Raw genomic sequence first — 23,930 nt, forward strand, 5'->3', positions numbered from 1 at the left:
CATGGTCGCGGTGCGTGCCGGCGATGCCGAAACGGCGCTGGCGCGCCGGGATTCCAAGCACGCCGTCGTCCTGATCTTCGGGCCGGACCTCGGCCTCGTGCGCGAGCGCGCGGCGGGGCTGGTGAAGCGGACCGTGCCGGACGTGTCCGACCCCTTCGCCGTGGTGCGGCTGGAGGGGGACGAACTGGCGGCTGATCCGCGTCGGCTGATCGACGAAACGCAGACGGTGGGACTGTTCGGCGGCGAACGCGTCGTCTGGGTCCGCGCCGGCGGACGCAATTTCGTGCCGGCCCTGGAGCCGGTGCTGGCGGAGGCCGCCGGCACGCTGGTGGTGGTGGAAGCCGGGGACCTGAAGAAGGGCGCGCCGCTGCGTTCCCTGTGCGAGAACTCGCCCAAGGCCCTCGCCATCCCCTGCTATGCGGACGGCGACCGCGACCTCGCCCGCCTTGTGGACACCATGCTGTCCGAGGCCGGCCTCGCCATCGACCGCGATGCCCGCGAACTGCTGGTCTCCCTGATCGGCGGCGACCGCCTCGCCTCGCGCGGCGAGATCGCCAAGCTCGCGCTCTATGCCCAGGGGCAGGGGCGGGTGACGCTGGACGATGTCCGCATCATCGTCGGCGATGCCTCCGCGCTGGCGCTGGACGACGTGGTGGATTCCGCCCTCGCCGGCCAGGCGGTGGAGGCTACGGCCGCGCTCACCAAGGCATGGGGCGCCGCCACGCGGCCGGATGCCATTCTCGGCGCATTGCTGCGGGCGCTGACCAGCCTGCACCAGATGGCGCTCCAGGTGCAGGGCGGCACGCCGGTCGACCGGGTGATCGACCAGGCGCGCCCGATGGTCCACTTTTCGCGCAAGCCCAAGCTGGAACGGGCATTGCGCAACATGTCGGCGGACCGCTGCCTGCGGGCCATGCTGCTGGTGGACGAGGCCATTCTCGCCGGTCGCCGCAACGCGCCGCTGGCGGAAGCCATCACCGAGCGCGTGGTGCTGCAACTGGCCGCACGCCGGCAGGCGGCCTGAAGGCTCAGCCCCTGGCTAGCGCCAGTTCCCGGAAGTGCCCGCGCGCCTGGAGCCACAGCAGCAGCGCGAGGCCGGGCAGGCCGGCGATGACGGTGATGACGAAGAACCAGGCCCAGCCGGTCACGTCGTAGATATAGCCGCCGCCCGAGGCGAGAACAGTGCGGCCCACGGCGGTCAGGGCGGTCAGCAGCGCATACTGGGTCGCCGTATGGGCCCTGACCCCGCACAAAGACGAGAGATAGGCGACGAAGATCACCGTGCCGATGGCGCCGGTGAAATTCTCCACCACCATGGCGAAGGTCAGGAAGCCCACGTCCGGCCCGATCATCGCCTGGGCGGAGAAGGCGAGGTTGGAGGCCATTTGCAGGATGCCGCCGATCCAGAGGCACCAGACCAGCGAGCGCCCGCGCGCCAGCATGCCGCCGGCAAAGCCGCCGGCGAGGGCGGCGATGAGCCCGACGCCCTTCACGATGGCCGCGTAGGTGGCCTTGTCGAAGCCGATGGAGATGACGAAGGAGGCGGTAAGCCCGCCGGCCAGCGCGTCCGAGAACTTATAGAGCGTGACGAAGGCGAGGACCGCGATCGCATCCCGCCGGGTGAGGAATTCGGAGAAGGCACTGAGGGCGGTTACGGCCACACGCTTGAGGCTGGCGAGCGCTCCGCCCTCGTGTGCCACGCGCGGTGCGCCGTCCGGCTCGCGCGCGACGAGGGTGGCGAGGATGCCGAGCGCCATGCAGGCGGCGGCGACCCCATAGCCCCAGGCCCACACCCGGTCGTGCGGCAGGCCCTTCAGCTCGAACCACGCCACCAGGGCGATGATGCCGGCGCCGGACACCAGCATGCCGATGCGGTAGGCGGCCACATAGCCCGCCATGCCGGCGGCCTGCTCGGAAGTGTCGAGTTTCTCCACGCGATAGGCGTCCACCACGATGTCCTGCGTGGCGGAGAGGAAGGCCACGGCGACGGCGCCGATGATGAGCCCAAGGGAAGCGACGGACTTGGTGCCGTCGGCCGAGGTGGTGAAGCCGAGATCCTGGAAGCCGAGGAACAGGATGGCGGCGGCCAGCGCCAGCTGGGTGGCGAGCAGCCAGCCGCGCCGCCGCCCGAGCCAGCGGGAGAGCAGCGGCACGTCGAGGGCGTCCACCAAGGGGGCCCAGAGGAATTTCAGCGTGTAGGGCAGGCCGACCAAGTGGAACAGGCCGATGGTGGCGATGTCCACCTTGCGCTCGGTCATCCAGACCGCGAGCGTGGTTCCGGTCAGCGCCAGCGGCAGGCCGGAGGAAAAGCCGAGCAGGATCACCACCAGCACGCTCGGGCGCAGATAGACCTTCAGCGCGTCGAGCGCGGAGGTCCGCGCGGGGACGGTGGACTCCAGTGTCTTGTCGCTCATGCGGTCTCAAATCCGATCGCCGGGTCGTCCGGGCGGGGCCTTCAGGCCTGGTTGGTGCTCCAGAGGCCGGCTTCCACCTTGGAGACCGCGATCACCGCCTGGGTGCGGCTCTCCACCCCGAGCTTCTGCAGGATGGCGGAGACATGAGCCTTCACCGTCGCCTCCGAGACGCCCAGCTCATAGGCGATCTGCTTGTTCAGCCGGCCCTCGGCCAGCATCATGAGCACGCGCACTTGTTGCGGCGTTAACGTGGCGAGGCGGGAGATGATGGCGTCGGTCTCGCTGTCCCGCCCGCTGCCGAGGTCGATGTCGGGCGGGGTCGCGGTGCCCCCGGCGAGCACGGTGGCGACCGCCTCGCGCATGGCGGCTGTGCCCATGGTCTTGGGGATGAAGCCGGAGGCGCCGAGATCGAGGCAGCGGCGGATGACGGCAGGCTCCTCATTGCCGGAGACCACGACCACCGGCACGCCGGCATATTGTGCGCGCAGGTAGATCAGGCCGGAGAAGCCCCTGGCGCCGGGCATGGTCAGGTCGAGCAGGATCAGGTCGAAGTCCGGCTCGCGTTCGAGCAGCGCGTGGAGATCGTCGAAGGTGCCGACCTCGGCGATTTCGGCCGCGGGAAATTGACCGGCGACCGCTTCGCGCAGCGCGCCCCGGAACAGCGGGTGATCGTCGGCGATGACCAGCCGGAACGCGGCCTCCGCATCTCCCAAAAGGCATCTCCCCCGCTATTCCGAAATGTGGCGCATGTCCCCCAAAGCGGAAACCGACGAATCGGTCAAGGGATCATCGACGCGGGGTCGTGGTGTGGCAAGGCCGCGATTGCGGCAGGGAAGCCGCCTTTCGCGCGGCCTGACGCACACGGCCTGGCAAGGCGGCCCGTCGGCGCCCGGCAGCCGTTCTACCCGCCGGGGCGGGGCGGACAGGAGGGAGACTGTTCCGAAACGGACGAGTGATCCATTCCTAAAACGGGAGCGTAAAACATTTCACGCATCAATACTGACGCCTGAAGCGTCACATCGGTTGATTTGGATCAAGTCCGAACCCGCGGTTGCATTAAAATGATACCGTTTAGCGCAAGCCTCAGGCAAGCCCCGGCACATAGCTCTCCTGTCCGTCGCGAGACCTTTGCCAAGGGGGCGAGGTCCCGCCGTGCCGCGAGGGCGGCGTGTCACCCGGGGGCGAGGGCGGCGGCCGCATTGCCGTGCGCCGATGAGCGCAGCGGTTCGACGGAGGCAGACCACGCCTGCATCCGTCCGCATGGGGGCAAAACGCCGCGGTTCCAATCGCGCGGGGCGGCGGTGTCGGCTCGTGCAACGCCGCTCGCGCGGCGCGGATCGGCATCGTTGCCGAGCAATGAGCGAGACGTGTGATGTTCGGTGTCGGAAGTCAGTCTGAAGTGCTGTTGAAGCTGGCGGCCCTTGATCGGGCTCAGGCCGTGATCGAGTTCACGCCGGACGGCGTGATCGTCGATGCCAATGAGAATTTCCTCAAGCTGGTCGGCTACACGCTGCCGGAGATCCGCGGCAAGCATCACCGCATCTTCGTCGATCCCGCCGTCGCCGACACGGCGGCCTATCGCGAGTTCTGGCGCAGCCTCGGCACCGGCGCGTACCAGACCGCCGAATACAGGCGCATCGGCAAGGGCGGCAGGGAGGTCTGGATCCAGGCCACCTACAGCCCGCTCATCGACAGGAGCGGCAAGGTCATCAAGGTGGTGAAGTTCGCCTCCGACATCACCGCCGCGAAGCTCCGCAGCGCGGAATTCGAGGGACAGGTGGAGGCGATCTCCAAGTCGCAGGCGGTGATCCATTTCGATCTCGATGGCAACATCCTGGCGGCCAACGAGAATTTCCTGGCGACGCTGGGCTATCGCCTGGATGAGATCGTCGGGCGGCACCATTCGATGTTCGTGGTGCCGGAGGAGCGCAAGTCGCCGGACTATGCCGGCTTCTGGAGCCGCCTGCGCAAGGGCGAATACCAGACCGCCGAATACAGGCGCATCGGCAAGGGTGGAAAGGAAGTCTGGATCCAGGCCAGCTACAACCCGATCCTGGACGCGGCGGGACGCCCCTTCAAGGTGGTGAAGTTCGCCACCGACGTCACCGGCATGGTGCTGGACCGCGAGAAGCGGGTCACCGCGCAGAAGGAGATCGACGCCGACCTGTCGCGGATTTCCACCGAACTGGCGGAAACCAACCTGCAGGCGGCATCAGCATCCGCTGCGACCGACGCGGCGGCCAGCAACATGCAGACGGTCGCGGCGGGCGCCCAGCAACTGGCCGCCTCGGTGGGGGCGATCAGCCGCCAGGTCCAGCAGTCGAGCGAACTGTCCGCCGCCGCCGTGGAGCAGGGCAACCGCACCAACGACATCGTGGCCAGCCTCAGCGGTGCGGCTCAGAAGATCGGCCATGTGGTCGAACTCATCAATTCCATCGCCGCCCAGACCAACCTGCTGGCGCTGAACGCCACCATCGAGGCGGCCCGGGCCGGGGAGGCGGGGCGGGGGTTCTCCGTGGTGGCGCAGGAGGTCAAGAGCCTCGCCGGCCAGACCTCGAAGGCGACGGGCGACATCGCCACCCAGGTGACGGAGGTTCAGGCCGCGACCGACGAGGCGGTGAATGCCCTCGGCGCGGTGACGGACTTCATCTCCCAGCTCAACACGATCGCGTCCAGCATCGCCGCCGCCGTGGAACAGCAGGCCGCGGTGACGCGGGACGTGTCCTCCTCCATGCAGACCGCGGCGAGCGGCATCGAGGTGGTGAAGCAGAATATGGGCGTCATCGCCGCCTCCACCAACCATGTGGAAGTGTCCGCCCGCCGGGTGCGGGAAGCCTCGGCCGCCATCGCCTGATCCGGGCCGGGATCAGGATGTGCCGAGGAAGCGGGCCTTGGCCCGCGCCACCTCGGCGGCGATGAAATCTGCCGCGACGCGTACGCGCGCGAGGTCGCGCATGTCGGTGTGGGTGACGAGATAGAAGGCGCGTGTCAGCGACACTTCCGCCGGCAGCACCGGCACGAGGTCCGGCTCCGCGTCACCCATGAAGCAGGGCAGCACGCAGACCCCGGCGCCGGCCCGCGTCGCCTGCATCTGCGCCACCAGGTTCGAGCTTTTCACCTTGGGCTTCAGTTCGCGCGAGACTAGCGGCACATAGTCCAGCTCCGGTGCGTAGATCAGGTCGTCGATATAGCCGACGAAGGCGTGGCGGACGAGCGCGGCGCGGGTGGCGATCGGGCCGTGCCGCTCCAGATAGCTGCGCCCGGCATAGAGACCGAGGCGATAGTCCGTGAGCTTGCGGGCATGCAGCCGGCCTTCCTGCGGGCGGCTCACCGAAATGGCGACGTCCGCCTCGCGCTTCGACAGGCTGAACACCCGCGGCATCGCCAGCAGCTGGATCTCCAGCCCCGGATGCAGGCTGGAGAAGGCGCCCAGCCGTGGGGCGAGGAAACAGGTGCCGAACCCGTCCGGCGCGCCGATCCGCACCGTGCCGGAGACGCCGAGGTCGGCGCCGCCGATCTCCCCCTGCACCGCCAGCGCCAGCGTCTCCATGCCCTCCGCCGCCGCCGTCAGCCGCTCGCCCTGGGCGGTCAGCGCGATGCCGCCGGGGCGGCGGTCGAGCAGCTTCGTCCCGAGGGCGGCCTCCAGCGCGGCGATGCGGCGGCTGGCGGTGGAATGCTCCACGCCGAGCTGGCGGGCGGCGCCCGTGAGCGAGCCGGCCCGCGCCACCGCCAGCAGGAAGCGCAGGTCCGACCACTCGAAATCGCGCTCCGCCATGATCTTGCCCCCGCGTCGATGCCCATGCCGGTGCGTCGATTAATGCACGGAGCAGGTGCAAAAATAGCGATGGATGTGCAGAAAAAGCTAGGGCATCGTAGCGCCAACAAAAACACACGGAAACGCTTGGGAGAGGACCCGCATCATGCGCGACATCGGCCATTTCATTGGCGGCAAGCCCGTGCCCGGCACGTCCGGCCGCTATAGCGACGTCTGGCAGCCCATGACCGGCGAAGTGGTGGGGCGCGTGGCGCTCGCCTCGTCGGCGGAGATGCGGGCGGCGGTGGAGAATGCCAAGGCCGCGCAGGTCGGCTGGGCCAACACCAATCCGCAGCGCCGCGCCCGCGTGCTGATGAAGTTCCTTGAACTGGTGCAGCGCGATTATGACGCGCTCGCCGATCTCCTGGCCCGCGAGCACGGCAAGACCGTGCCGGACGCCAAGGGCGACATCCAGCGCGGGCTGGAAGTCATCGAGTTCGCCGTCGGCATCCCGCACCTCCTGAAGGGCGAGTTCACCGACGGCGCCGGCCCCGGCATCGATGTCTATTCCATGCGCCAGCCGCTCGGCGTGGTGGCCGGCATCACGCCGTTCAACTTCCCGGCCATGATCCCCATGTGGAAGTTCGGTCCGGCCATCGCCTGCGGCAACGCCTTTATCCTGAAGCCGTCCGAGCGCGATCCCGGCGTGCCCATGCGCCTCGCCGAACTGATGATCGAGGCCGGGCTTCCCGCCGGCATCCTCAACGTGGTGAACGGCGACAAGGAAGCGGTGGACGCCATCCTGGACGATCCGGACATCCAGGCGGTGGGCTTCGTCGGCTCCTCCTCCATCGCGCAGTACATCTATGCGCGCGGCGCGGCGGCGGGGAAGCGCATCCAGGGCTTCGGCGGCGCCAAGAACCACATGATCATCATGCCCGACGCGGACATGGACCAGACGGTGGATGCGCTGATCGGCGCCGGCTACGGCTCGGCGGGCGAGCGCTGCATGGCCATCTCGGTCGCCGTGCCGGTGGGCGAAGCGGCGGCCGAGAAGCTGCTGGAGAAGCTGGTTCCCCGTGTCGAGAGCCTGAAGATCGGCCCCTCCACCGACGTTTCGGCGGACTTCGGCCCCCTGGTGACGCGCGAGGCGCTGGAGCGGGTGACCAATTACGTGGGCATCGGCGTGGACGAAGGCGCCAAGCTCCTGGTGGACGGGCGCGGCTTCAAGCTCCAGGGCTATGAGAACGGCTTCTACCTCGGCGGCTGCCTGTTCGACCATGTGACGCCTGACATGCGCATCTACAAGGAAGAGATCTTCGGCCCCGTGCTGTCCGTGGTGCGGGCGAAGGACTATCAGGAGGCGCTGCGCCTGCCCTCCGAGCACGAATACGGCAACGGCGTCGCCATCTTCACTCGCGACGGCGATGCCGCCCGCGACTTCGCCTCCAAGGTGAACGTGGGCATGGTGGGCATCAACGTGCCGATCCCGGTGCCGATCGCCTACCATACCTTCGGCGGCTGGAAGCGCTCGGGCTTCGGCGATCTCAACCAGCACGGGCCGGACGGCGTGCGCTTCTACACCAAGACCAAGACCGTCACCTCGCGCTGGCCCTCCGGCGTGAAAGACGGCGCCGAGTTCGTCATCCCGACCATGAACTGATCGCTGCCCCGGACGCCGGCCCGCCCGCGCGTCCGGGATCGCTCCCCCGGGTTCAAATCCGCCGCCCACGTGCTTATGGTCCCGCGCGTGGGGAAGGAGTTGGTCCGGTTGGGAGGACGTATTGCTGATCAGTCATAGGCACCGCTTCATCTATACGAAGACCATGAAGACCGCCGGTACATCGGTAGAGATCTATTTCGAGGAAGCTGCACTGCCGTTGAGGCACGATTTCGAGCGCGGGCACCGGACGGAGGAGATCGAGAGCCTTTCGGGCGTCGTCGGGGTGAGGGGGCCCACGCCACCCGATGCGCGCTGGTATCACCATATGCCGGCCGCGGTCATCCGGGCGCAGGTGGGCCCGGAGGTCTGGGCGAGCTATTACAAGTTCTGCGTCATCCGCAATCCGTTCGACAAGGCGGTGTCATTCTGGTGGCACCAGATCCCCGCGGCGGAACGCAGGTCGATGGTGGGGGCGGATTTTTCCGTCATCCGCGACAGCTTCCGGGAGTGGATCCGGCCGTATGCCGCCGGGCTTGTCGACCGGCACACCTACATGATCGACGGCAAGGTCGCGATGGACGATTTCCTGCGCTACGAGAGCTTGGTGGCCGATCTTGCCCGTGTCTGCGCGCGGGTCGGCTTTGCCTACACGCCCGAGCGGCTCGGGCAATACAAGGGCGGCTTCCGGCTCCACCGTGCGCCGTTCCAGGACTATTACGACGCCGCCTCGGCACGGGCGGTGCGGGATGCGTTCGGTTTCGAGCTGGAGTATTTCGGCTATCAATTGACGGCATGATCAATCCCGCCCCGCGCGGCCGGACAAGGGCAAAAGCCGCCGGTGGATGCGCGCGAGAGGCTGGGTGATCCGCGTTGGGAGGCGCGAGGGATGTTCGAACTCACCGAAGACCAGATCGCCATCCGCGACATGGCGCAGACCTTCGCCCGCGAGGAGATCGCGCCGCATGCCCTGGAATGGGACGCGGCGGAGCATTTCCCCATTCCCACGCTGAAGGCCGCCGCCGCGCTCGGCATGGCGGGCATCTATGTGCGCGACGACGTGGGCGGGTCCGGCCTGTCGCGGCTCGATGCCACCCTCATCTTCGAGGCGCTGGCCACCGGCTGCCCGGCCACCTCCGCCTATCTCTCCATCCACAACATGGTCGCCTGGATGATCGACCGCTTCGGCGCGCCGGAGCAGCGGGCGAAATGGCTGCCCAAGCTGTGCGCCATGGATCTCGTCGCCAGCTACTGCCTGACCGAGCCGGGCTCGGGCTCGGACGCGGCGGCGTTGAAGACCCGCGCGGTGCGCGAGGGCGACCATTACGTGCTCCATGGCGAGAAGCAGTTCATCTCCGGCGCCGGCGCGTCCGACCTCTATGCGGTGATGGTGCGCACCGGCGGCGAGGGGCCGTCCGGCGTCTCCACCGTGCTGGTGGAGGCGGGAACGCCCGGCCTGTCCTTCGGCGCCAACGAGAAGAAGATGGGCTGGAAGGTGCAGCCCACCCGCGCGGTCATCTTCGACGGCGTGTGCGTGCCGGTGGCGAACCTCCTGGGCGCGGAAGGCGAGGGCTTCAAGTTCGCCATGGCCGGGCTTGATGGCGGACGGCTCAACATCGCCGCCTGCTCGCTGGGCGGGGCGCAGTCGGCTTTTGACAAGGCGCTCAACTATTCCGGCGAGCGCAAGGCGTTCGGCAAGGCGATCAACCAGTTCCAGGCGCTGCAATTCCGGCTCGCCGACATGGAGACGCAGCTGGAGGTGGCGCGCACTTTCCTGTGGCGGGCGGCGGCCGCGCTCGACCGGGCGGACCCCAAAGCCACACGCCTGTGCGCCATGGCCAAGCGCTTCGTCACCGACGCCGGCTTCGAGGTCGCCAACGAGGCGCTGCAGCTGCACGGCGGCTACGGCTATCTGGCCGACTACGGGGTGGAGAAGATCGTGCGCGACCTGCGCGTCCACCAGATCCTGGAAGGCACCAACGAGATCATGCGCGTCATCATCGCGCGCGCCTTGGTCCAGCGCGGCAACTGACGCTTCAACGACAGATCCTTAAGGGAGGACACAATGGCCGTCATCGCCTTCATCGGGCTGGGCAACATGGGCGGGCCGATGGCCGCCAACCTTGTCAAGGCCGGGCACATGGTCAAGGGGTTCGACCTCGTTCCGGCGGCGCTGGACGCGGCTGCCGCGCGGGGCGTGACGCTGGCGGAAAGCGCGGCCGCGGCGGTGGCCGGCGCGGACGTGGTGGTGACCATGCTGCCCTCCGGCCGCCACGTGCTGGCCGCGGTCTCGGGGGAGGGCGGCCTGTTCGCCGCCGCCGAGCCGGGCGCGCTGTTCATCGACAGTTCCACCATCGACGTCGCCTCGGCCCATGCCTTCCACGAAGGCGCGGCGGCGGCGGGCCTGCCGAGCCTGGATGCGCCGGTTTCCGGCGGTGTCGGCGGCGCCGAGGCGGGCACCCTGACCTTCATGGCCGGCGGGTCGCCGGCGGCCTTTGCGGCGGCCCAGCCGATCCTGGCGCTGATGGGCAAGAAGATCGTCCATTGCGGCGCCGCGGGCGCGGGGCAGGCGGCGAAGATCTGCAACAACATGATCCTCGGCATCTCGATGATCGCGGTCAGCGAGGCCTTCGTGCTGGGCGAGAAGCTCGGCCTCACGCACCAGGCCTTGTTCGACGTGGCGTCCACCTCGTCCGGCCAGTGCTGGTCGCTCACCACCTATTGCCCGGTGCCCGGCCCGGTGCCGACCAGCCCCGCCAACCGCGACTACCAGCCGGGGTTCGCGGCGGCGCTGATGCTGAAGGACCTGAAACTCTCGCAGGAGGCCGCCGGCCACGCCGGCGCCGCCACCACGCTCGGCGCGGCGGCGGCGGAGCTCTATGCCGCCTTCGAGGCGGAGGGCAATGCCGGGCGCGATTTCTCCGGCATCATCGAGTGGATCCGCGCCCGGAGCTGAGCGGTCAGGCGCTGGCGGCGTCCAGCGCGGCGATGTCCTCCGCCGTCAGCGCCAGATGGACGGCGCGGACGAGGCCCGTCATCTGCTCCAGGCTGGTGGCGCTGGCGATAGGGGCGGTGACGCCCGGCCGGGCGATGAGCCAGGCCAGCGCCACTTCGCCGGGCGTCGCTCCCCGGGCGGCCGCCACCGCGTCGAGAGCGGCGAGGATCTTCAGGCCGCGCGGGTTGAGATAGTTGGCCATCTTGCCGCCACGCGGGCTTTTGCCGAAATCGGCCTCGGAGCGGTACTTTCCGGTCAGGAAGCCGGCGGCGAGGCCGTAGAAGGGAATGACGCCGATATCCTCGCGCAGGCAGAGATCGCGCAGCGGGCCATCATAGGTGGCGCGGTCATAGAGATTGTACTGTGGCTGCAGCGTCTCGTAGCGGGGCAGGCCGGTCTCGGATGCGGCCTTGAGCGCGTCCGCCAATTGTTCGACCGAATAGTTGGAGGCGCCGATGGCGCGGATCTTCCCGGCCGTCATCAGCTCGGCATAGGCGCCCAGCGTTTCGGCATGCGGCGTGGCCGGGTCCGGCTGGTGCGATTGATAGAGGTCGATCCGCTCCACCCTGAGGCGCTTCAGCGACTCGTCCACCGACTGCCGGATCCAGCGCGGCGAGAGGCCGATGCGCTCTGGGCCATGGTCCATGCCCACCTTGGTGAACAGCAGCACCTTGTCGCGCTTGGCGGGATTGGCCGCCAGCCATTTGCCGATGATCGTCTCCGATTCGCCGCCGCTGTGCCCCGGCACCCAGCGCGAATAGATGTCGGCGGTATCGATGGCATTGAGGCCGGCGTCCACGAAGGCGTCGAGCAGGCGGAAGCTCTGGGCTTCGTCCACGGTCCAGCCGAACACGTTGCCGCCGAGCACCAGCGGGGCGATGGACAGGCCGGAGCGGCCGAGGGGGCGGTACTGCATCTGAAACTCCACGCACGAACGGGTGGGCCAAGCTTATCCCGTTTCGCGTCATCAACAGGGCAGGCCCGTGGTTTTTGCACCCGCACCGTTGCTCACCACACGTCATCCTGCTTAAGTCAATGGCGCACCCCTGGGAGGCCGAGGATCCGGATGACTTCGTTCCGCAAGGCGGGCGAGACGGCGGCAAAGCCGCGCCGCGCGGCCGCCGCCGTGGCGGAGCGCGACGGCGAGCCACGGCGGCGCATCCTGGCCGCCGCCGAGCTGGTGTTCGCCACGCGCGGCTTCGATGCCGCCACCCTGCGCGAGATCACGGTGGCCGCGGGGGTGAACATCGCGGCGGTGAACTATTATTTCAGCTCCAAGGACGAACTGGTCCGCCAGGTGCTGGACCGGCGCATGACGCCCTACACCGCCGCCCGCCTCGCGGCGCTGGAGGCACGGCTCGCGGCGGCCGGCGGGGCGGCCCTCTCCATCGCCGAGATCGTGGAGGTGATGGTGCGCCCCATCGTCGAGCTGAGCCGCGACGAGACCGGCGGGCGCTCGCTCATCCGCCTGCTGCTCCAGGTGCGCGCGCGGCCGAGCGAGGACACCATCCGCGTGTTCATCGACCGCGTCGACCCGCTGGTGCAGCGCTTCGTGGACGCGTTGCAGGGGGCGGCGCCGCACCTGTCGCGGGCGGACATCTACTGGCGTTACAATTTCTCCATCGGCGCGGTGATGCAGGTGCTCACCGATGCCGATCCCACCTCGCAGCGCCTGAAGCGCCAGTCCGGCGGGCTGTGCGAGACGCAGGACGACGAGGCCATCGTGCGCCAGCTGGTGGCGTTCATCGCCGCGGGCTTCGCCGGCCCGGCGGCCGCGGCTCCCGCCACGCCCGAGGATGACAGGTCGCCGGAGCGCCGGCGGGCGCGCCGCAAGGCCTCGCCCGCCCTTCCCATCGCCTGAGCGGTTCGGGCTCCCGCGTCAGGCGGACAGCCACACGTCGGCGAAGCTGCCGCGAATGCCTTCGGGCATGGCCATCAGATCGTGCACGCGCTTGCTGAGGATGCAGGTGTAGTCCAGGTCGAGCAGCGGCAGGATCGGCAGATCGGTCATGGCGAGCTTCTGGAAGTCGTGGAACAGCGCCTTGCGCTTGGCCGGGTCGATCTCGGTCGCCGCCTCTTCCAGGATCTTGTCCATCGCGGGGCTGGCGTAGCCGGAAGCGTTGACGAACGGCGAGCCGGGCCGGGCCGCCTTCGACCAGTAGAAGCGCTGCAGGCCCATGGAGGGATCGAAGATCGGCGCGTAGAGGAACAGGTTCAGGTCGTAGTCATAGTCGGTGTAGATCAGCTTCAGATAGGTGGGCAGGTCCGACGAGCGGATGGTGACGTCGATGCCCACGCGCTGGAGCGACTGCTTGACGAACTCCGCGCCGCGCAGATTGGCCTCGCCAAGGGGCACCCAGTCGAGGCGCAGCTTCATGCGCATCTTGTCCGCCCCGCGCGGATAGCCGGCGGCGTCGAGCAGCGCCTCGGCCTTCTTGGGGTCGTAGGGATAGGCCGGGGGATTGGCGAGGCGGATGTCGCCGGCCTGGTAGGGGATCGGGCCCGTGGCGGGCTTGCCGCTCTGGTACCAGACCGCGCGCGCCATGGCCTCGCGATTGACGGCCTGGAGGATGGCCTGGCGCACCTCCAGCTTGGCCAGGTCCGGATTGCGCAGGTTCACCTGGATGGCCTGGGCGTGCTGCAGCAGTTCCTCGCCGCGGGTCTCCACCTCGAACTTCGGGTTGGAGCGGAAGCGGGCCAGTTCGCTGTAGGGCACGGGGTTCGGGCCGGCGAGCAGGATCTCGCCGGTCTCCAGCGCCGCGGCGCGCGAGCCGGCATCGTTGATGACGCGCATCACGATACGGTCAAGATAGGGCTTCTGCTCGGCCCAGTAGCCGGGGAAGCGCTCCAGCGTGATGTGGCTGCCACGGTTCCATTCCACGAACTTGAACGGGCCGGTGCCAATGGGGGCGTTGTTGGCCGGGTTCCGCAGCGGGTCGCCCTGCTCGTAGACGTGCTTGGGCAGGATCGGGCTCTCGAAGGCGGAAAGCGCGTTCATCACCATGGGCGAGGGCTTGGAGAAGCGCAGCACCGCCGTGTGAGCGTCCGGCGTGTCCACGGCGGTCAGGTTGGCGAAGGTGCCGCGTCCGCGCGGATGGTTGGGCTTCAAGAGCTGCATGAAGGAGAAGGCGACGTCGGCGGAGGTGAAGTCCGCGCCGTCGTGCCATTTCACGCCCTTGCGCAGGGTGAAGGTGGCGGACAGGCCGTCGGGGGCCAGCGTCCAGGCGGTGGCGAGGCGCGGCTGGGGCTGGAAGTCGTAGCCATAGGCCACCAGCCCCTCGGTCATCTTGGAGGAGGCCAGCAGCACCTGGTCGGAGGTGGTGAAGGCGCAGACCAGGGCGGTCGGGTCCGGCCAGATGGCCATGGTGAGCGTGCCGCCCTTCTGCGGCGTCTCGGCGGCGAAGGCCTCCCCTGTGCGGCCGATCAGCAGCGTGGCCGCCGCCGCGCCGGATGTGCCGAGGAAGGTGCGCCGGGACACGGGGCCGAAGCGCAGCGGGGACGGGCTGTCAGAAGTCATGGCAGGGCTCGCTCAAGAGGGCGACAGAGGCAAGGCGGGTTCGGCGGATCGGATCGGCGCGGCGGTCCGCTCGGTGGGGGCATGGGCGATGCCGTCGGCGGACACCTCCACCAGATGGCAGGCGACGGAGCGGCCGTCGTTGAGCGCGCGCAAGGCCGGCTCCTCGCTGGCGCAGCGCTCCACCTTGAACGGGCAGCGGGTGTGGAAGCGGCAGCCGGGGGGCGGCGCCGTCGGGCTCGGCATGTCGCCCTCGATCCGCAGGTGCGGGCGATGGGCGCCGGCGGGGTCCGGCGAGGGATGGGCGGCCAGCAGGCCGGCCGTATAGGGATGCAGCGGCTGCTTCCACACCCGCGCCCGGTCGGACACTTCGACGATCTTGCCCAGGTACATCACCAGGATGCGGTCGGCGATGTAATGCACCACCGCCAGGTCGTGGGAGATGAAGAGGTAGGAGAGACCCATCTCCTGCTGCAGGCGGACCATCAGGTTGACGACCTGCGCCTGCACCGAGACGTCGAGCGCGGAGACCGGCTCGTCGGCGACGATCAACGCCGGGGACAGCGCGAGGGCGCGGGCGATGCCGACGCGCTGGCGCTGGCCGCCGGAGAATTCGTGCGGGAAGCGCCCCGCCGCATCCGCCGGCAGGCCGACGCGGGCCATCAGCTCGATCACCTGCGCCCGGCGCGCCTTGGCGGAGCCGAGGCCGTGCACCTTCAGCGGTTCCTCGATGATCTGGCCCACCCGGCGGCGCGGGTTCAGAGAGGCATAGGGGTCCTGGAACACCATCTGCATGCGTTTGCGCAGCGGGCGCACCTGGGCATAGGGCAGGCCGGAGATCACCGCGCCGTCGAGGCGCACCTCGCCGCTCGTGAGCGGCGCGAGGCCCATGATCGCCCGCCCGAGCGTGGACTTGCCGCAGCCGCTCTCGCCCACCAGCCCCACCGTCTCGCCCGCGCGGATGTGGAAACTCACGCCATCCACCGCCCGCACCTGGCCGTGGTGCTTGACGAGGTCGCGCACCTCCAGCAAGGGCGCCGCGGTCTCCGGCATCGGCGTCTGGAGGGTCATGCCAGGGCCTCCGCCGGGGTCACGAGGAGGCAGGCGGCGCTGCCGCGGCCGACCGGCCGCAGCTCCGGCCGGGTCTCAGCGCAGGCGGGAAGGGCCACCGGGCAGCGCGGGCCGAAGGCGCAGCCCTTCGGCAAAGCGGAGAGCGCGGGCACGATGCCGGGAATCTCCATCAGCGGCACGCGCGGGCCGGCGTCCGCGGCGTCGGGATTGGGCAAAGCGCGCAGCAGGCCGCGCGTATAGGGGTGGCGCGGGGCGGCGAACAGCTCGGCCACCGGCGCCTCCTCCACCTTGCGGCCGGCATACATCACCAGCACCCGATGGGCATTCTCCGCCACCACGCCGAGATTGTGGGTGATGAGCACGATGGCGAGCCCGAGTTCGGCCTGGAGCGCGCGCAGCAGGTCGAGGATCTGCGCCTGCACGGTGGCGTCGAGCGCGGTGGTCGGCTCGTCGGCGATCAGCAGCTTGGGATCGCAGGCCAGCGCCATGGCGATCATCACCCGCTGGCGCATGCCGCCGGACAGGCGGTGGGGCAGTTCGTCCAGCACCCGCTCGGGATCGGGAATGCGCACCAGCTTCAGGAGGTCGGCGGCGCGGGCGCGGCGCTGCGCGCGGCTGAGCTCGGGCTTGTGCTCCTCGAACACCTCCTCCAGCTGCCGGCCGATGCGCATCACCGGGTTCAGCGAGGTCATCGGCTCCTGGAAGATCATGGAGATATCGGCGCCGCGCAGGCCGCGCATCTCGCGCTCCGACACCGCCAGCAGGTCGCGTCCGTTCAGCAGCGCGCTCCCGCCGGCGTTGAAGGCGACGGCCTCGGGCAGGAGGCGCATGAGCGAGAGCGCGGTCATCGACTTGCCGCTGCCGGATTCGCCGACGATGGCCAGAGTCTCGCCCGCATGGACGGTGAAGTCGAGCCCGTCCACCACGGTCACCTCCCCGGCGCGGGTCTTCAGGCGGGTGGTCAGCCCGCGCACCGCCAGCACGGGCGGCGCGCCGGTGTGGGGGAGGGCGCCGGTCGTCATCTCAGCGCAGCTTCAGCTTGGGGTTCAGGGCATCGTTCAGCCCCTCGCCCACGAGGTTTAGCGACAGCACCACCAGGATGATGGCAAGGCCCGGCTCGGCCACCAGGAACCAGGCCGAGCGCAGGCTCTCGCGCCCGGCGCCGATCATGGCGCCCCAGGTGAGCACGTTGGGATCGCCGAGGCCGAGGAAGGAGAGGCCGGCCTCGGTGAGGATGGCGCTCGCCACCATGATGGAGGCGGTGACGATGATGGGGGTGAGGCAGTTGGGCAGGATCTGGCCGAAGATGATGCCGCGTTCGCTCATGCCGATGACGTAGCAGGACTGCACGAACTCGCGTTCCCGCAGGCTCATGACCTCGGCGCGCACCAGCCGGGCCACCGGCGGCCAGGAGACCAGCGCCAGCGCGGTGATGATGGAGGTGAGCGCCGGCCCGAAAATGGCCACCAGCACCACCGCCAGGATGAATTGCGGCATGGTCTGGAACATCTCGGTGACGCGCATCAGCACGTCGTTGACCCAGCCGCCGTAATAGCCCGACAGCGCGCCCACGGTAATGCCGATGGCCAGCGCCACCAGGGTCGAGATGCCGCCGATCATCAGCGCGCTGCGCGCGCCGTGCATGATGCCGGCGGCGATGTCGCGGCCGAGCGTGTCGGTGCCGAGCGGATAGGCCATGTCCTCGCCCGGCCACAGCAGCGGCGGGGCCACCATGTCGGCGGGGTCGTCCGGATAGAGCACCGGCGCCAGCAGGGCGGCCGCGACGATGGCGAGGAAGATGGCGAGGCCGAGCACGGCGGTGCGCTTGCGGCGGAACAGGCGCCAGAGGTCGAGGAGGCCGGTCATCGCGCCACGATCCGCGGGTCGAGCCAGGAATAGGCCAGGTCTACCAGCATGTTGATGATGATGACCAGGATCGAGCTCATGAGCAGGATGCCGATGAGCAGGGAATAGTCGCGCTGGAACACCGCGTCATAGGTGAGGCGCCCGAGGCCGGGCCAGTTGAACACCGTCTCCACCACCACCGCGCCGCCGAGCAGCGAGGCCGTCTGCATGCCGAGCATGGTGACGATGGGCAACAGCGCGTTCCGCACCACGTGGCGGATGGTGACCTTGGCGGCGCCCAGCCCCTTGGCGCGGGCGGTGCGGATATAGTCGAGGCCCATCACCTCCAGCATGGAGGCGCGCATGAGGCGGGTGTAGATGGCGAAATAGAACAGCGAGAGCGTGAGCGCGGGCAGCACCAGATGCCGGCCGACGTCCAGGCCGCGCGCCAGCGGGCCAACGTCCTGCCGCACCACGTCGTAGAAGCCGCCGGACGGTAGGACGCCGAGGGTGACGGAGAATAGGATGATGAACATGAGACCGATCCAGAAGATCGGCATGGCATAGGCCAGCAGCGCCACCAGCGAGATCAGGTCGTCGATGAGCGTGTTGCGCCGGATCGCCGCCACCGCCCCGAACAGCACGCCCATGGCCACGGAGAGCACGATGCTGACGCCCATGAGCAGCAGGGTCGGTCCGACGCGTTGGAGGATGAGGTCGCGTACCGGGGCGTTGTTGCGGATGGAATAGCCGAGGTCGAGCTGGGCGATCTGCGTGCCGTAGCGCAGCAGCTGGATGTGGAGCGGCTGGTCGAGGCCGTATTTCTCGCGCAGCTGGGCCATGTAGGCGGCATCGCCCGTGCCGGCCTCGCCGGCCATGACGTCGATGGCGTCACCGGGGGCCAGATGCAGGATGACGAAGCTGAAAAGGACGATGCCAAGGAGAACGGGAACAGCCTGGATCAGGCGTCGCGTGAAGAAGGTGGCGAGCCCGCCGTGTGGTTTCCCGGTCTTCGCTTTGGCCATGCCGATCCGTCCGCTTGTGTTCGAAGACGCAATCCAAACGAACTCCCGGAGATCCCGCTCTGCTCTTTTCGCCGCATTATTCACTGCTCTGCGGCGTATATAGTGGCGGCGCGCAAGAAGAACACGGCTCTTGCGCCGCTGTGCCGGACATTAGCCTGACATGAAGAATGGACAACACTTGAATGACGATTGCAAGCGAGTTCTGCAAACAAGTGTTTGAATTTTAGGCCCGCCCACATGTTGGGCCGCGCCTCCCGCGGGCGCGGCGGCGCGGGTCAGCGCACGGCTTCCCGCTGCCCAGTGGCGGTGGCGCCGAGGCTGGCGATCAGTTCCTGGCGCAGCACCTTGCCATAGTGCGAGCGCGGCAGCTCGCGCCGCAGATGCACGCTCTTGGGCCGCTTCGGCCCGGCCAGCGCGCAGCGGCAGAAGGCCACGAGTTCCTCGGTGCTGGCGAGGCCCTCCTCCTTCAGGACGATGAAGGCGGTGACCGCCTCGCCCCATTCCAGGTCCGGCACGCCGATCACCGCCACTTCGCGCACCGCCGGGTGGCGGGCGATGGCGTCCTCCACTTCCTTGGTAACGACGGAGGTGCTGCCGGTGCGGATCACGTCCTTGATGCGCCCCACGATGGAGAGGTCGCCGCGCTCCGTGAACTGGCCCACGTCGCCGGTATGCAGCCAGCCGTCCACCAGCGTGGCGGCGGTGGCCTCGCGGTCGTTCCAGTAGCCGGCCATGACGTGGGGGCCGCGGACCAGCACCTCGCCGCTTCCCCCGTGCGTTGCGTCCGGATCGACGCCCGCCAGCTTCACTTCGTAGCTGAAGAACGGCTTGCCCACGGTGTCGCGCAGTTCGCACCGCAGGGCCTTCTTTCCGGCGAGGCGCTCGGGCTGGAGATAGCAGGTGACCGGCGCCTCGGTGAGGCCGTAGAGCGTGCCGATGCGCGGGCCCATCAGGTCCATGGCCCGGTCGAACACCACCTCCGGAATGCGCGAGCCGCCCACGTGCAAGGCTTCCATGGCGTTCAACGCCACGTCGTCGGGCGCCAGATGGTCGAGCGCGCGCATCAATTGGGTGGGCACCAGCGAGGTGCGGGTGGCGGAGAAGCGCGCCATCTGGAACGGGAAGCGCTCCGGGTCGAAGCGTCCGCCCAGCACCACGCGCGCGCCCGCCAACAAGTAGGACAGCGAGATCACCTGGGCGATCGGCCAGAGCGGGCGCACGTTGAGGAACACGCTGTCCGCGTGGATGTTGAAGCCCGATACGACGTGCTGCACCACCGCGGCGAGATTGTCGTGGCGCAGCATGATGGCCTTGGGCCGGCCGGTGGTGCCGCCGCTGAAGTTCAGCGAGGCGAGGTCGCTGCCGTGTCCGGGCGGCAGGAAGCGGTCGGCGGCGCGGGAGAGAAGGCCCTCATAGTCATGGGCGCCGGGCAGGGTACCGCGCACGGCCACCACGTGGTCGAGGGTGGCCACCTCCTGGTCGAGCCCCTCCACCACGGGCGCGAGGCTGGCGTCGGCGACCAGCAGGCGCGCACCCACATGACGAAGCTGGGCAAGGATCTCGGCGCGGCTGGCCTTGGGGTCCATGGGCACACGGACGAAGCCGCCGGCCATGGCGCCGTAATCGGCCTCCAGATATTCCCGGATGTCGGGCATGAGCAGGGCGATCCGGTCGCCGCGGGCGAGCCCCAGCCCGTCCATGGCCCGGCCGAAACGGGCGATGCGGCCGAGGAACGCCTCGAATGTCCAGGGGCCCGCCTCGTCGACGATGGCGATGCGTGGGCCGTGCCAGATGCGGGTCCGATGAAACAGGGATCCGAGGTGCATCCTACCAGCCCTTCAGAAGAACGCGGCCGATGGTCTTGCGGCTTTCCATCAGCCTGTGCCCTTCACCCACGTCCCGAAAAGGCAAAGCCGCATGAATGAACGGCTTCACCGCGCCCGTGGCCATCAGATGCAACGCCAGGCGCACGTCACCATAGGTGGCGTTGCCGGAGCCGCAGATCCTCAGGCGCCGCCCGATGACGAGGCCAGGGTCGAGGCTGACGGGTCGCGCCTCCACATTGCCTAGGATCACCACCGCCGCCCGCGCCGCGCAAGAGCGCAGGCTTTCTCCGAGCGTGGTCGAGACCACATTCTCAAGCACGACGTTAACGCCCTCCTTGCCGGTGAGCCGCCAGACCTCTGCGCTGAAGGCGCCGTCCGTGCTCACCACCACCTCGTGTGCGCCGGCGGCGCGGATCGCTTCCACCTTCTCCGGCGACGAGGTGACGGCGATCACCCGCATGTGCAGCGCGCGGGCGAGCTGGATCTGGTGCAGGCCGAGCCCGCCGCCCGCGCCGGTGACGAGCACGGTGTCGCCCGCCTTGCCTTCCGCGACGCCCACGAGGGCCCGGATGCTGGTACCCACCGGGCACACGGCCAGCGCCGCGCTGTCGAGATCGACAACGTCCGGCACGGTGATGAGGTTGCGCTCCGGCACGCAGCAATATTCCGCATAGCCACCGCCGCCCTGCTCGCCGAGCACGCGGCTGTTGCGGCACAGGTCCTGCCGGCCGGCGAGGCAGTTCGCGCAGCGGCCGCAATACAGCCGCTGGTAGATGACGACGCGCTCGCCCACCCGCCCGGCGGGCACGTCGACGCCCACGGCCTCGACCACGCCGGAAATCTCATGGCCGAGGATCTGGCCCGGCCGGTCGCGGGGGATGCGTCCGGCGCGGGACAGCACGTCATGGTAGCAGATGCCGGCGGCATGGATGCGCACCAGCGCCTCGCCGGGGCCTGGCTCCGGACGGTCCACCCGCACCGCGCGAAAGACGTCCGGCGGGCCGAATGCGGGAAAGACGACGGCATTCATCAAGGTCATGGCAGGTCCAGGGCTCAGCTGCGCCGGTCGTGGGCGGCTGCGGCGGCCCGGTAATCGTCGTGGGCTTCCACGAAGGCCCGGGCGGCGGCGGCCTCGGCGCGTGCCGCCTCGGCGGTGGCGCGGCGGCCGAAGGTGGCGAGCCGCTTGGTGGCCTGCACCCCCACCGGCGGAAACGAGGCGATTCGCGCCGCATATTCGGCGGCGGCGGCGTGGACATCGTCCACCACGGCATTGAGGAGGCCGAGCCTCAGGGCCTCTTCAGCGTTGATATTCCGGGCCATAAGCAGCAGTTCCATCGCATGCGCCTGCGGGATCACCTCCCCCAGGCGGATGGCGCTCATGGCGGAGATCATGCCGTGGCGCACCTCCGGATACCCTATGATCGCGTTGCGCGCCGCCAATCGCAGGTCGCAATGCAACGCGAGGGTCATCCCCATGCCGATGCAATAGCCGTGCATGGCGGCGATCACCGGCTTGTCCAGCGGCACGCCGACGCCGGGAATGGCGTCCAGCAGCACCTCGGTCGTCACCATGCGGCCGGTGCGGTTGATTTCCTTGATGTCGGAGCCGGCGCAGAAGGCGCGATCGCCGGCGCCGGTCAGCACCACCACCCGGACGGCGTCGTCCGCCGCCACCGCCCGCCAGATCTCGCCGAGCCGTTCCTTGGCCGGCACGTCCAGGGCATTCATCACTTCCGGCCGACGGATGGTCACCGTCGCGACGCCCTCGGCGATATCGAGCGTAATCGCCATCCCGTCCAAGCCCCCGCTTGTCGTCACCTTTTCCGATACATGTCATCGGAAAAGTTCCGCACCTATGAACCGACACGCAACGTTTTCAGATTTCGGGGGAAAACCCGTCCCTGAAAGCGCTCTAAACAGGCTCAGGGGTAATGCAGCACAACCTGCGCTAAAGGCTCCAATGCTGTTTTGTGCGCTGTTCATGCGCGTGGGGCATAACGACGCTGGTCGTCTACCGCGCCACTCTCGGGTCCGCGGCGATGTGCGCGGTGAGGATGTCCACGAGCGATCGGACCGAGCGCGAGGCCACCCGGCCTTCGGGCCGCAGGATGCGGAAGGTGAAGTCGAGCGTCGGCGTGAACGGGCGGGCCACGATCTTGCCGTCGGCGAAGCTGCTGGCGGTGAACGGGTCCACCAGCGAGATGCCGGCGCCCGCGGCCACCAGCGCGCAGGCGGCCATGGAGGTGAGCGTCTCGGCGCGCGGGGTCACCGGGCCGAGGGCTTCGAGCCTGGCGAGGAGAGCATGCCCCACCTCGGTGTCGGGCGGCAGGCAGATGAGGGGATAGGCGGCGAGGTCGGCCAGCGTGACCACCTTGCGCTCCGTCAGCGGGTGGCCTTCCGGCATCACGCACAGGCAGGGCGCGCGGAAGGTGTGCTCCACGGTGAGGCCGGAATAGGCGCCGGGCACCTGCGTCACCCCCACGTCCAGCAGGCCGGCGGCCAGCGCATCGAGGATGCGGGCGGAGGCGTGCACCTCGAAGGTCATCTTGATCTGCGGGTGCTGGTCCATGAAGGCCGCGACCGCCCGCGGCACCGGGCCGAAGCACAAGGCGGGGATCGCGGCGAGGCGCAGATGGCCGCGCCGGAGCTCGCGGATGTCCCGCGCCACCTTGGCCAGGCGCTCAAGGCCGACATAGCTCACCGTCAGCTCGTCATGGAAGGCGGTCCCCTCGGGGGTGATGATGAGGCGCTTGCCCTCGCGCAGGAACAGGGCGAAGCCGAGCGTCCGCTCCAGGTCGGCGAGGCGCCGGCTCACCGCCGGCTGGGACAGGTTGAGGCGGCGGCTGGCGGCGGTGACGCTCCCGGTGGCGACCACCGCATGGAAGATGTCGAGCTGCACGGCATTCAGCCGTGGCGGCGCATCGGCCTGCCGCGGCGCCGGAAGGTCGTCATCCTCGTCCGTCACGATGCCCATCTGTCCTCCGCGCACCCGGCCGCAGTGTTGCAGCATTCGCGGGCGGGCGCACGGGGGAGTTGCGGTGCGCGTCAGTAGGTCCCGGGATATTGTCCGCCGTCCACCAGCAGGCTCTGGCCGGTGATGAAGCCGGCGGGCGCCGAGCACAGGAATGCGACGCAGGCGCCGATTTCGGCGGGCTCGCCGTAGCGGCCGGCGGGATTCTGCGCGGCCCGCTCCGCCCAGATGTCCTCGAACGGCCGGCCGGTCATGGCCACGAGGCTCTCGACATGGTGGCGCTGGGCGTCCGAGGCGACGATGCCGGGCAGCACGTTGTTGATGGTGACATTGTGCTTGATCGTCTGCCGCGACAGGCCGGCGACGAAGCCCACCAGGCCGGAACGGGCGCCGTTGGACAGTGCCATCTCCAGTTGCGGCGTCTTCACGCTGCGCGAGACGATGTTGACCACCCGGCCGAAGCCGCGCGCCATCATGCCGTCCACGGTCAGGCGCATCATCTCGATGGGCGCCAGCATCATCCGGTCCAGCGCCCGGATCCAGTCGGCGCGCGAATAGTCGCGATAGTCGCCGGGCGGCTCGCCGTCGCCGTTGTTGATGAGGATGTCCGGCTCGGGGCAGGCCTTGAGGGCAGCGGCGCGGCCCGCATCCGTCGTCAGGTCGGCCACCACGAAGCCGACCGGCGCGCCGGTGGCGGCGGTGATCTCCGCCGCCGCCTGTTCCAGGGTCGCCAGGGTGCGGGCCGCGATGGTGACCTTCACCCCGTCGCGGGCGAGCGCTTCGGCGCAGGCGCGCCCCATGCCCCGGCTGCCGCCGGTGACGAGGGCGCGGCGGCCGGAAATGCCGAGATCCATG

21 protein-coding genes are annotated in these 23,930 nt (G+C 69.2%); 7 read left to right on the plus strand and 14 right to left on the minus strand.

Annotated features, from left to right (window positions below; all coding sequences use genetic code 11):
- Position 1: 1 nt before the first annotated feature.
- Positions 2 to 1,024 (plus strand): DNA polymerase III subunit delta, encoded by a 1,023-nt coding sequence (gene holA, locus YU1_RS0115405; protein ID WP_029004827.1) that lies wholly within the window; start codon positions 2 to 4, stop codon positions 1,022 to 1,024.
- 4 nt (positions 1,025 to 1,028) lie between these two features.
- Here holA and YU1_RS0115410 read toward each other — a convergent pair whose 3' ends face one another.
- Both YU1_RS0115410 and YU1_RS0115415 read right to left on the minus strand, forming a co-directional pair.
- Positions 1,029 to 2,414 (minus strand): AmpG family muropeptide MFS transporter, encoded by a 1,386-nt coding sequence (locus YU1_RS0115410; RefSeq protein ID WP_029004828.1) that lies wholly within the window; start codon positions 2,412 to 2,414, stop codon positions 1,029 to 1,031.
- A gap of 41 nt (positions 2,415 to 2,455) precedes the next feature.
- On the minus strand, positions 2,456 to 3,127 hold the full coding sequence (locus YU1_RS0115415; protein ID WP_029004829.1) for a response regulator transcription factor: 672 nt from the start codon (positions 3,125 to 3,127) through the stop codon (positions 2,456 to 2,458).
- Between the two features lie 659 nt (positions 3,128 to 3,786).
- Between YU1_RS0115415 and YU1_RS0115420 the strand changes: the two genes are divergently transcribed.
- Positions 3,787 to 5,268, plus strand: coding sequence for a methyl-accepting chemotaxis protein (locus YU1_RS0115420; protein WP_029004830.1), 1,482 nt, complete (start codon positions 3,787 to 3,789; stop codon positions 5,266 to 5,268).
- Between the two features lie 12 nt (positions 5,269 to 5,280).
- On the opposite strand, the gene YU1_RS0115425 is transcribed toward YU1_RS0115420, so the two are convergent.
- On the minus strand, positions 5,281 to 6,189 hold the full coding sequence (locus YU1_RS0115425) for a LysR family transcriptional regulator (RefSeq protein ID WP_035715523.1): 909 nt from the start codon (positions 6,187 to 6,189) through the stop codon (positions 5,281 to 5,283).
- Positions 6,190 to 6,334: 145 nt separating this feature from the next.
- On the opposite strand from YU1_RS0115425, the gene YU1_RS0115430 reads away from it, so the two are divergent.
- The 4 genes from YU1_RS0115430 to mmsB all read left to right on the plus strand — a co-directional run bounded on the left by YU1_RS0115430 (position 6,335) and on the right by mmsB (position 10,784).
- Positions 6,335 to 7,831: a CoA-acylating methylmalonate-semialdehyde dehydrogenase gene (locus YU1_RS0115430; protein ID WP_029004832.1), complete on the plus strand. Its 1,497-nt coding sequence runs from the start codon at positions 6,335 to 6,337 to the stop codon at positions 7,829 to 7,831.
- A 121-nt stretch (positions 7,832 to 7,952) separates the two neighbouring features.
- The gene (locus YU1_RS32070; protein ID WP_029004833.1) at positions 7,953 to 8,627 is read left to right on the plus strand and encodes a sulfotransferase family protein; all 675 of its coding nucleotides are present in this window, start codon (positions 7,953 to 7,955) and stop codon (positions 8,625 to 8,627) included.
- 90 nt (positions 8,628 to 8,717) lie between these two features.
- A complete protein-coding gene (locus tag YU1_RS0115440; protein ID WP_029004834.1) occupies positions 8,718 to 9,860 on the plus strand; it encodes an isobutyryl-CoA dehydrogenase in 1,143 nt (380 codons plus the stop codon).
- A 33-nt stretch (positions 9,861 to 9,893) separates the two neighbouring features.
- On the plus strand, positions 9,894 to 10,784 hold the full coding sequence (mmsB, locus tag YU1_RS0115445) for a 3-hydroxyisobutyrate dehydrogenase (protein ID WP_029004835.1): 891 nt from the start codon (positions 9,894 to 9,896) through the stop codon (positions 10,782 to 10,784).
- Positions 10,785 to 10,788: 4 nt separating this feature from the next.
- On the opposite strand, the gene YU1_RS0115450 is transcribed toward mmsB, so the two are convergent.
- Positions 10,789 to 11,739, minus strand: a complete 951-nt coding sequence (locus YU1_RS0115450) for an aldo/keto reductase (RefSeq protein ID WP_029004836.1) — start codon at positions 11,737 to 11,739, stop codon at positions 10,789 to 10,791.
- Positions 11,740 to 11,889: 150 nt separating this feature from the next.
- Between YU1_RS0115450 and YU1_RS29735 the strand changes: the two genes are divergently transcribed.
- Positions 11,890 to 12,684: a TetR/AcrR family transcriptional regulator gene (locus tag YU1_RS29735; RefSeq protein ID WP_084539900.1), complete on the plus strand. Its 795-nt coding sequence runs from the start codon at positions 11,890 to 11,892 to the stop codon at positions 12,682 to 12,684.
- A gap of 18 nt (positions 12,685 to 12,702) precedes the next feature.
- Here the strand turns inward: YU1_RS29735 and YU1_RS0115460 are convergent, their stop codons facing one another.
- The 10 genes from YU1_RS0115460 to YU1_RS0115505 all read right to left on the minus strand — a co-directional run bounded on the left by YU1_RS0115460 (position 12,703) and on the right by YU1_RS0115505 (position 23,929).
- Entirely contained in the window at positions 12,703 to 14,340 is a 1,638-nt protein-coding gene (locus YU1_RS0115460) for an ABC transporter substrate-binding protein (protein ID WP_051356914.1), read from the minus strand.
- A 12-nt stretch (positions 14,341 to 14,352) separates the two neighbouring features.
- On the minus strand, positions 14,353 to 15,408 hold the full coding sequence (locus YU1_RS29740; protein ID WP_156922183.1) for an ABC transporter ATP-binding protein: 1,056 nt from the start codon (positions 15,406 to 15,408) through the stop codon (positions 14,353 to 14,355).
- Positions 15,405 to 16,430, minus strand: a complete 1,026-nt coding sequence (locus YU1_RS0115470) for an ABC transporter ATP-binding protein (protein ID WP_051356915.1) — start codon at positions 16,428 to 16,430, stop codon at positions 15,405 to 15,407. The genes YU1_RS29740 and YU1_RS0115470 overlap by 4 nt, the downstream gene beginning before the upstream one ends.
- 1 nt (position 16,431) lies before the next feature.
- A complete protein-coding gene (locus YU1_RS0115475; RefSeq protein ID WP_029004839.1) occupies positions 16,432 to 17,274 on the minus strand; it encodes an ABC transporter permease in 843 nt (280 codons plus the stop codon).
- The gene (locus YU1_RS0115480; protein ID WP_051356916.1) at positions 17,271 to 18,278 is read right to left on the minus strand and encodes an ABC transporter permease; all 1,008 of its coding nucleotides are present in this window, start codon (positions 18,276 to 18,278) and stop codon (positions 17,271 to 17,273) included. Before YU1_RS0115480 ends, YU1_RS0115475 begins: the two co-directional genes overlap by 4 nt.
- Before the next feature lie 275 nt (positions 18,279 to 18,553).
- Positions 18,554 to 20,104 carry a class I adenylate-forming enzyme family protein gene (locus tag YU1_RS0115485; protein WP_029004841.1) on the minus strand — a complete coding sequence of 517 codons (1,551 nt, stop codon included), beginning with the start codon at positions 20,102 to 20,104 and terminating at the stop codon, positions 18,554 to 18,556.
- Position 20,105: 1 nt separating this feature from the next.
- On the minus strand, positions 20,106 to 21,143 hold the full coding sequence (locus tag YU1_RS0115490; RefSeq protein WP_198018946.1) for an alcohol dehydrogenase catalytic domain-containing protein: 1,038 nt from the start codon (positions 21,141 to 21,143) through the stop codon (positions 20,106 to 20,108).
- Between the two features lie 14 nt (positions 21,144 to 21,157).
- Complete coding sequence (locus YU1_RS29745; protein ID WP_051356917.1) at positions 21,158 to 21,895, minus strand: enoyl-CoA hydratase/isomerase family protein; 738 nt, start codon at positions 21,893 to 21,895, stop codon at positions 21,158 to 21,160.
- 220 nt (positions 21,896 to 22,115) lie between these two features.
- Positions 22,116 to 23,078, minus strand: coding sequence for a LysR substrate-binding domain-containing protein (locus tag YU1_RS29750; RefSeq protein WP_051356918.1), 963 nt, complete (start codon positions 23,076 to 23,078; stop codon positions 22,116 to 22,118).
- A 71-nt stretch (positions 23,079 to 23,149) separates the two neighbouring features.
- The gene (locus YU1_RS0115505) at positions 23,150 to 23,929 is read right to left on the minus strand and encodes an SDR family oxidoreductase (protein ID WP_029004843.1); all 780 of its coding nucleotides are present in this window, start codon (positions 23,927 to 23,929) and stop codon (positions 23,150 to 23,152) included.
- Position 23,930: the final 1 nt, after the last annotated feature.

This window comes from Azorhizobium doebereinerae UFLA1-100 (genome assembly GCF_000473085.1).
GTDB classification, from domain to species: domain Bacteria; phylum Pseudomonadota; class Alphaproteobacteria; order Rhizobiales; family Xanthobacteraceae; genus Azorhizobium; species Azorhizobium doebereinerae.

Excerpts from the sequence above, each read along its gene's own strand:
- YU1_RS0115490 (WP_198018946.1), bottom strand. The coding sequence starts at position 21,143 with ATGACCTTGATGAATGCCGTCGTCTTTCCCGCATTCGGCCCGCCGGAC.
- YU1_RS29750 (WP_051356918.1), bottom strand. The coding sequence starts at position 23,078 with ATGGGCATCGTGACGGACGAGGATGACGACCTTCCGGCGCCGCGGCAG.
- YU1_RS0115505 (WP_029004843.1), bottom strand. The coding sequence starts at position 23,929 with ATGGATCTCGGCATTTCCGGCCGCCGCGCCCTCGTCACCGGCGGCAGC.
- YU1_RS0115485 (WP_029004841.1), bottom strand. The coding sequence starts at position 20,104 with ATGCACCTCGGATCCCTGTTTCATCGGACCCGCATCTGGCACGGCCCA.
- YU1_RS0115440 (WP_029004834.1), top strand. The coding sequence starts at position 8,718 with ATGTTCGAACTCACCGAAGACCAGATCGCCATCCGCGACATGGCGCAG.
- YU1_RS29735 (WP_084539900.1), top strand. The coding sequence starts at position 11,890 with ATGACTTCGTTCCGCAAGGCGGGCGAGACGGCGGCAAAGCCGCGCCGC.
- YU1_RS29740 (WP_156922183.1), bottom strand. The coding sequence starts at position 15,408 with ATGACCCTCCAGACGCCGATGCCGGAGACCGCGGCGCCCTTGCTGGAG.
- YU1_RS0115470 (WP_051356915.1), bottom strand. The coding sequence starts at position 16,430 with ATGACGACCGGCGCCCTCCCCCACACCGGCGCGCCGCCCGTGCTGGCG.
- YU1_RS0115410 (WP_029004828.1), bottom strand. The coding sequence starts at position 2,414 with ATGAGCGACAAGACACTGGAGTCCACCGTCCCCGCGCGGACCTCCGCG.
- YU1_RS29745 (WP_051356917.1), bottom strand. The coding sequence starts at position 21,895 with ATGGCGATTACGCTCGATATCGCCGAGGGCGTCGCGACGGTGACCATC.
- YU1_RS0115475 (WP_029004839.1), bottom strand. The coding sequence starts at position 17,274 with ATGACCGGCCTCCTCGACCTCTGGCGCCTGTTCCGCCGCAAGCGCACC.
- holA (WP_029004827.1), top strand. The coding sequence starts at position 2 with ATGGTCGCGGTGCGTGCCGGCGATGCCGAAACGGCGCTGGCGCGCCGG.
- YU1_RS0115460 (WP_051356914.1), bottom strand. The coding sequence starts at position 14,340 with ATGACTTCTGACAGCCCGTCCCCGCTGCGCTTCGGCCCCGTGTCCCGG.
- mmsB (WP_029004835.1), top strand. The coding sequence starts at position 9,894 with ATGGCCGTCATCGCCTTCATCGGGCTGGGCAACATGGGCGGGCCGATG.
- YU1_RS0115450 (WP_029004836.1), bottom strand. The coding sequence starts at position 11,739 with ATGCAGTACCGCCCCCTCGGCCGCTCCGGCCTGTCCATCGCCCCGCTG.
- YU1_RS0115480 (WP_051356916.1), bottom strand. The coding sequence starts at position 18,278 with ATGGCCAAAGCGAAGACCGGGAAACCACACGGCGGGCTCGCCACCTTC.
- YU1_RS0115420 (WP_029004830.1), top strand. The coding sequence starts at position 3,787 with ATGTTCGGTGTCGGAAGTCAGTCTGAAGTGCTGTTGAAGCTGGCGGCC.
- YU1_RS0115430 (WP_029004832.1), top strand. The coding sequence starts at position 6,335 with ATGCGCGACATCGGCCATTTCATTGGCGGCAAGCCCGTGCCCGGCACG.
- YU1_RS0115425 (WP_035715523.1), bottom strand. The coding sequence starts at position 6,189 with ATGGCGGAGCGCGATTTCGAGTGGTCGGACCTGCGCTTCCTGCTGGCG.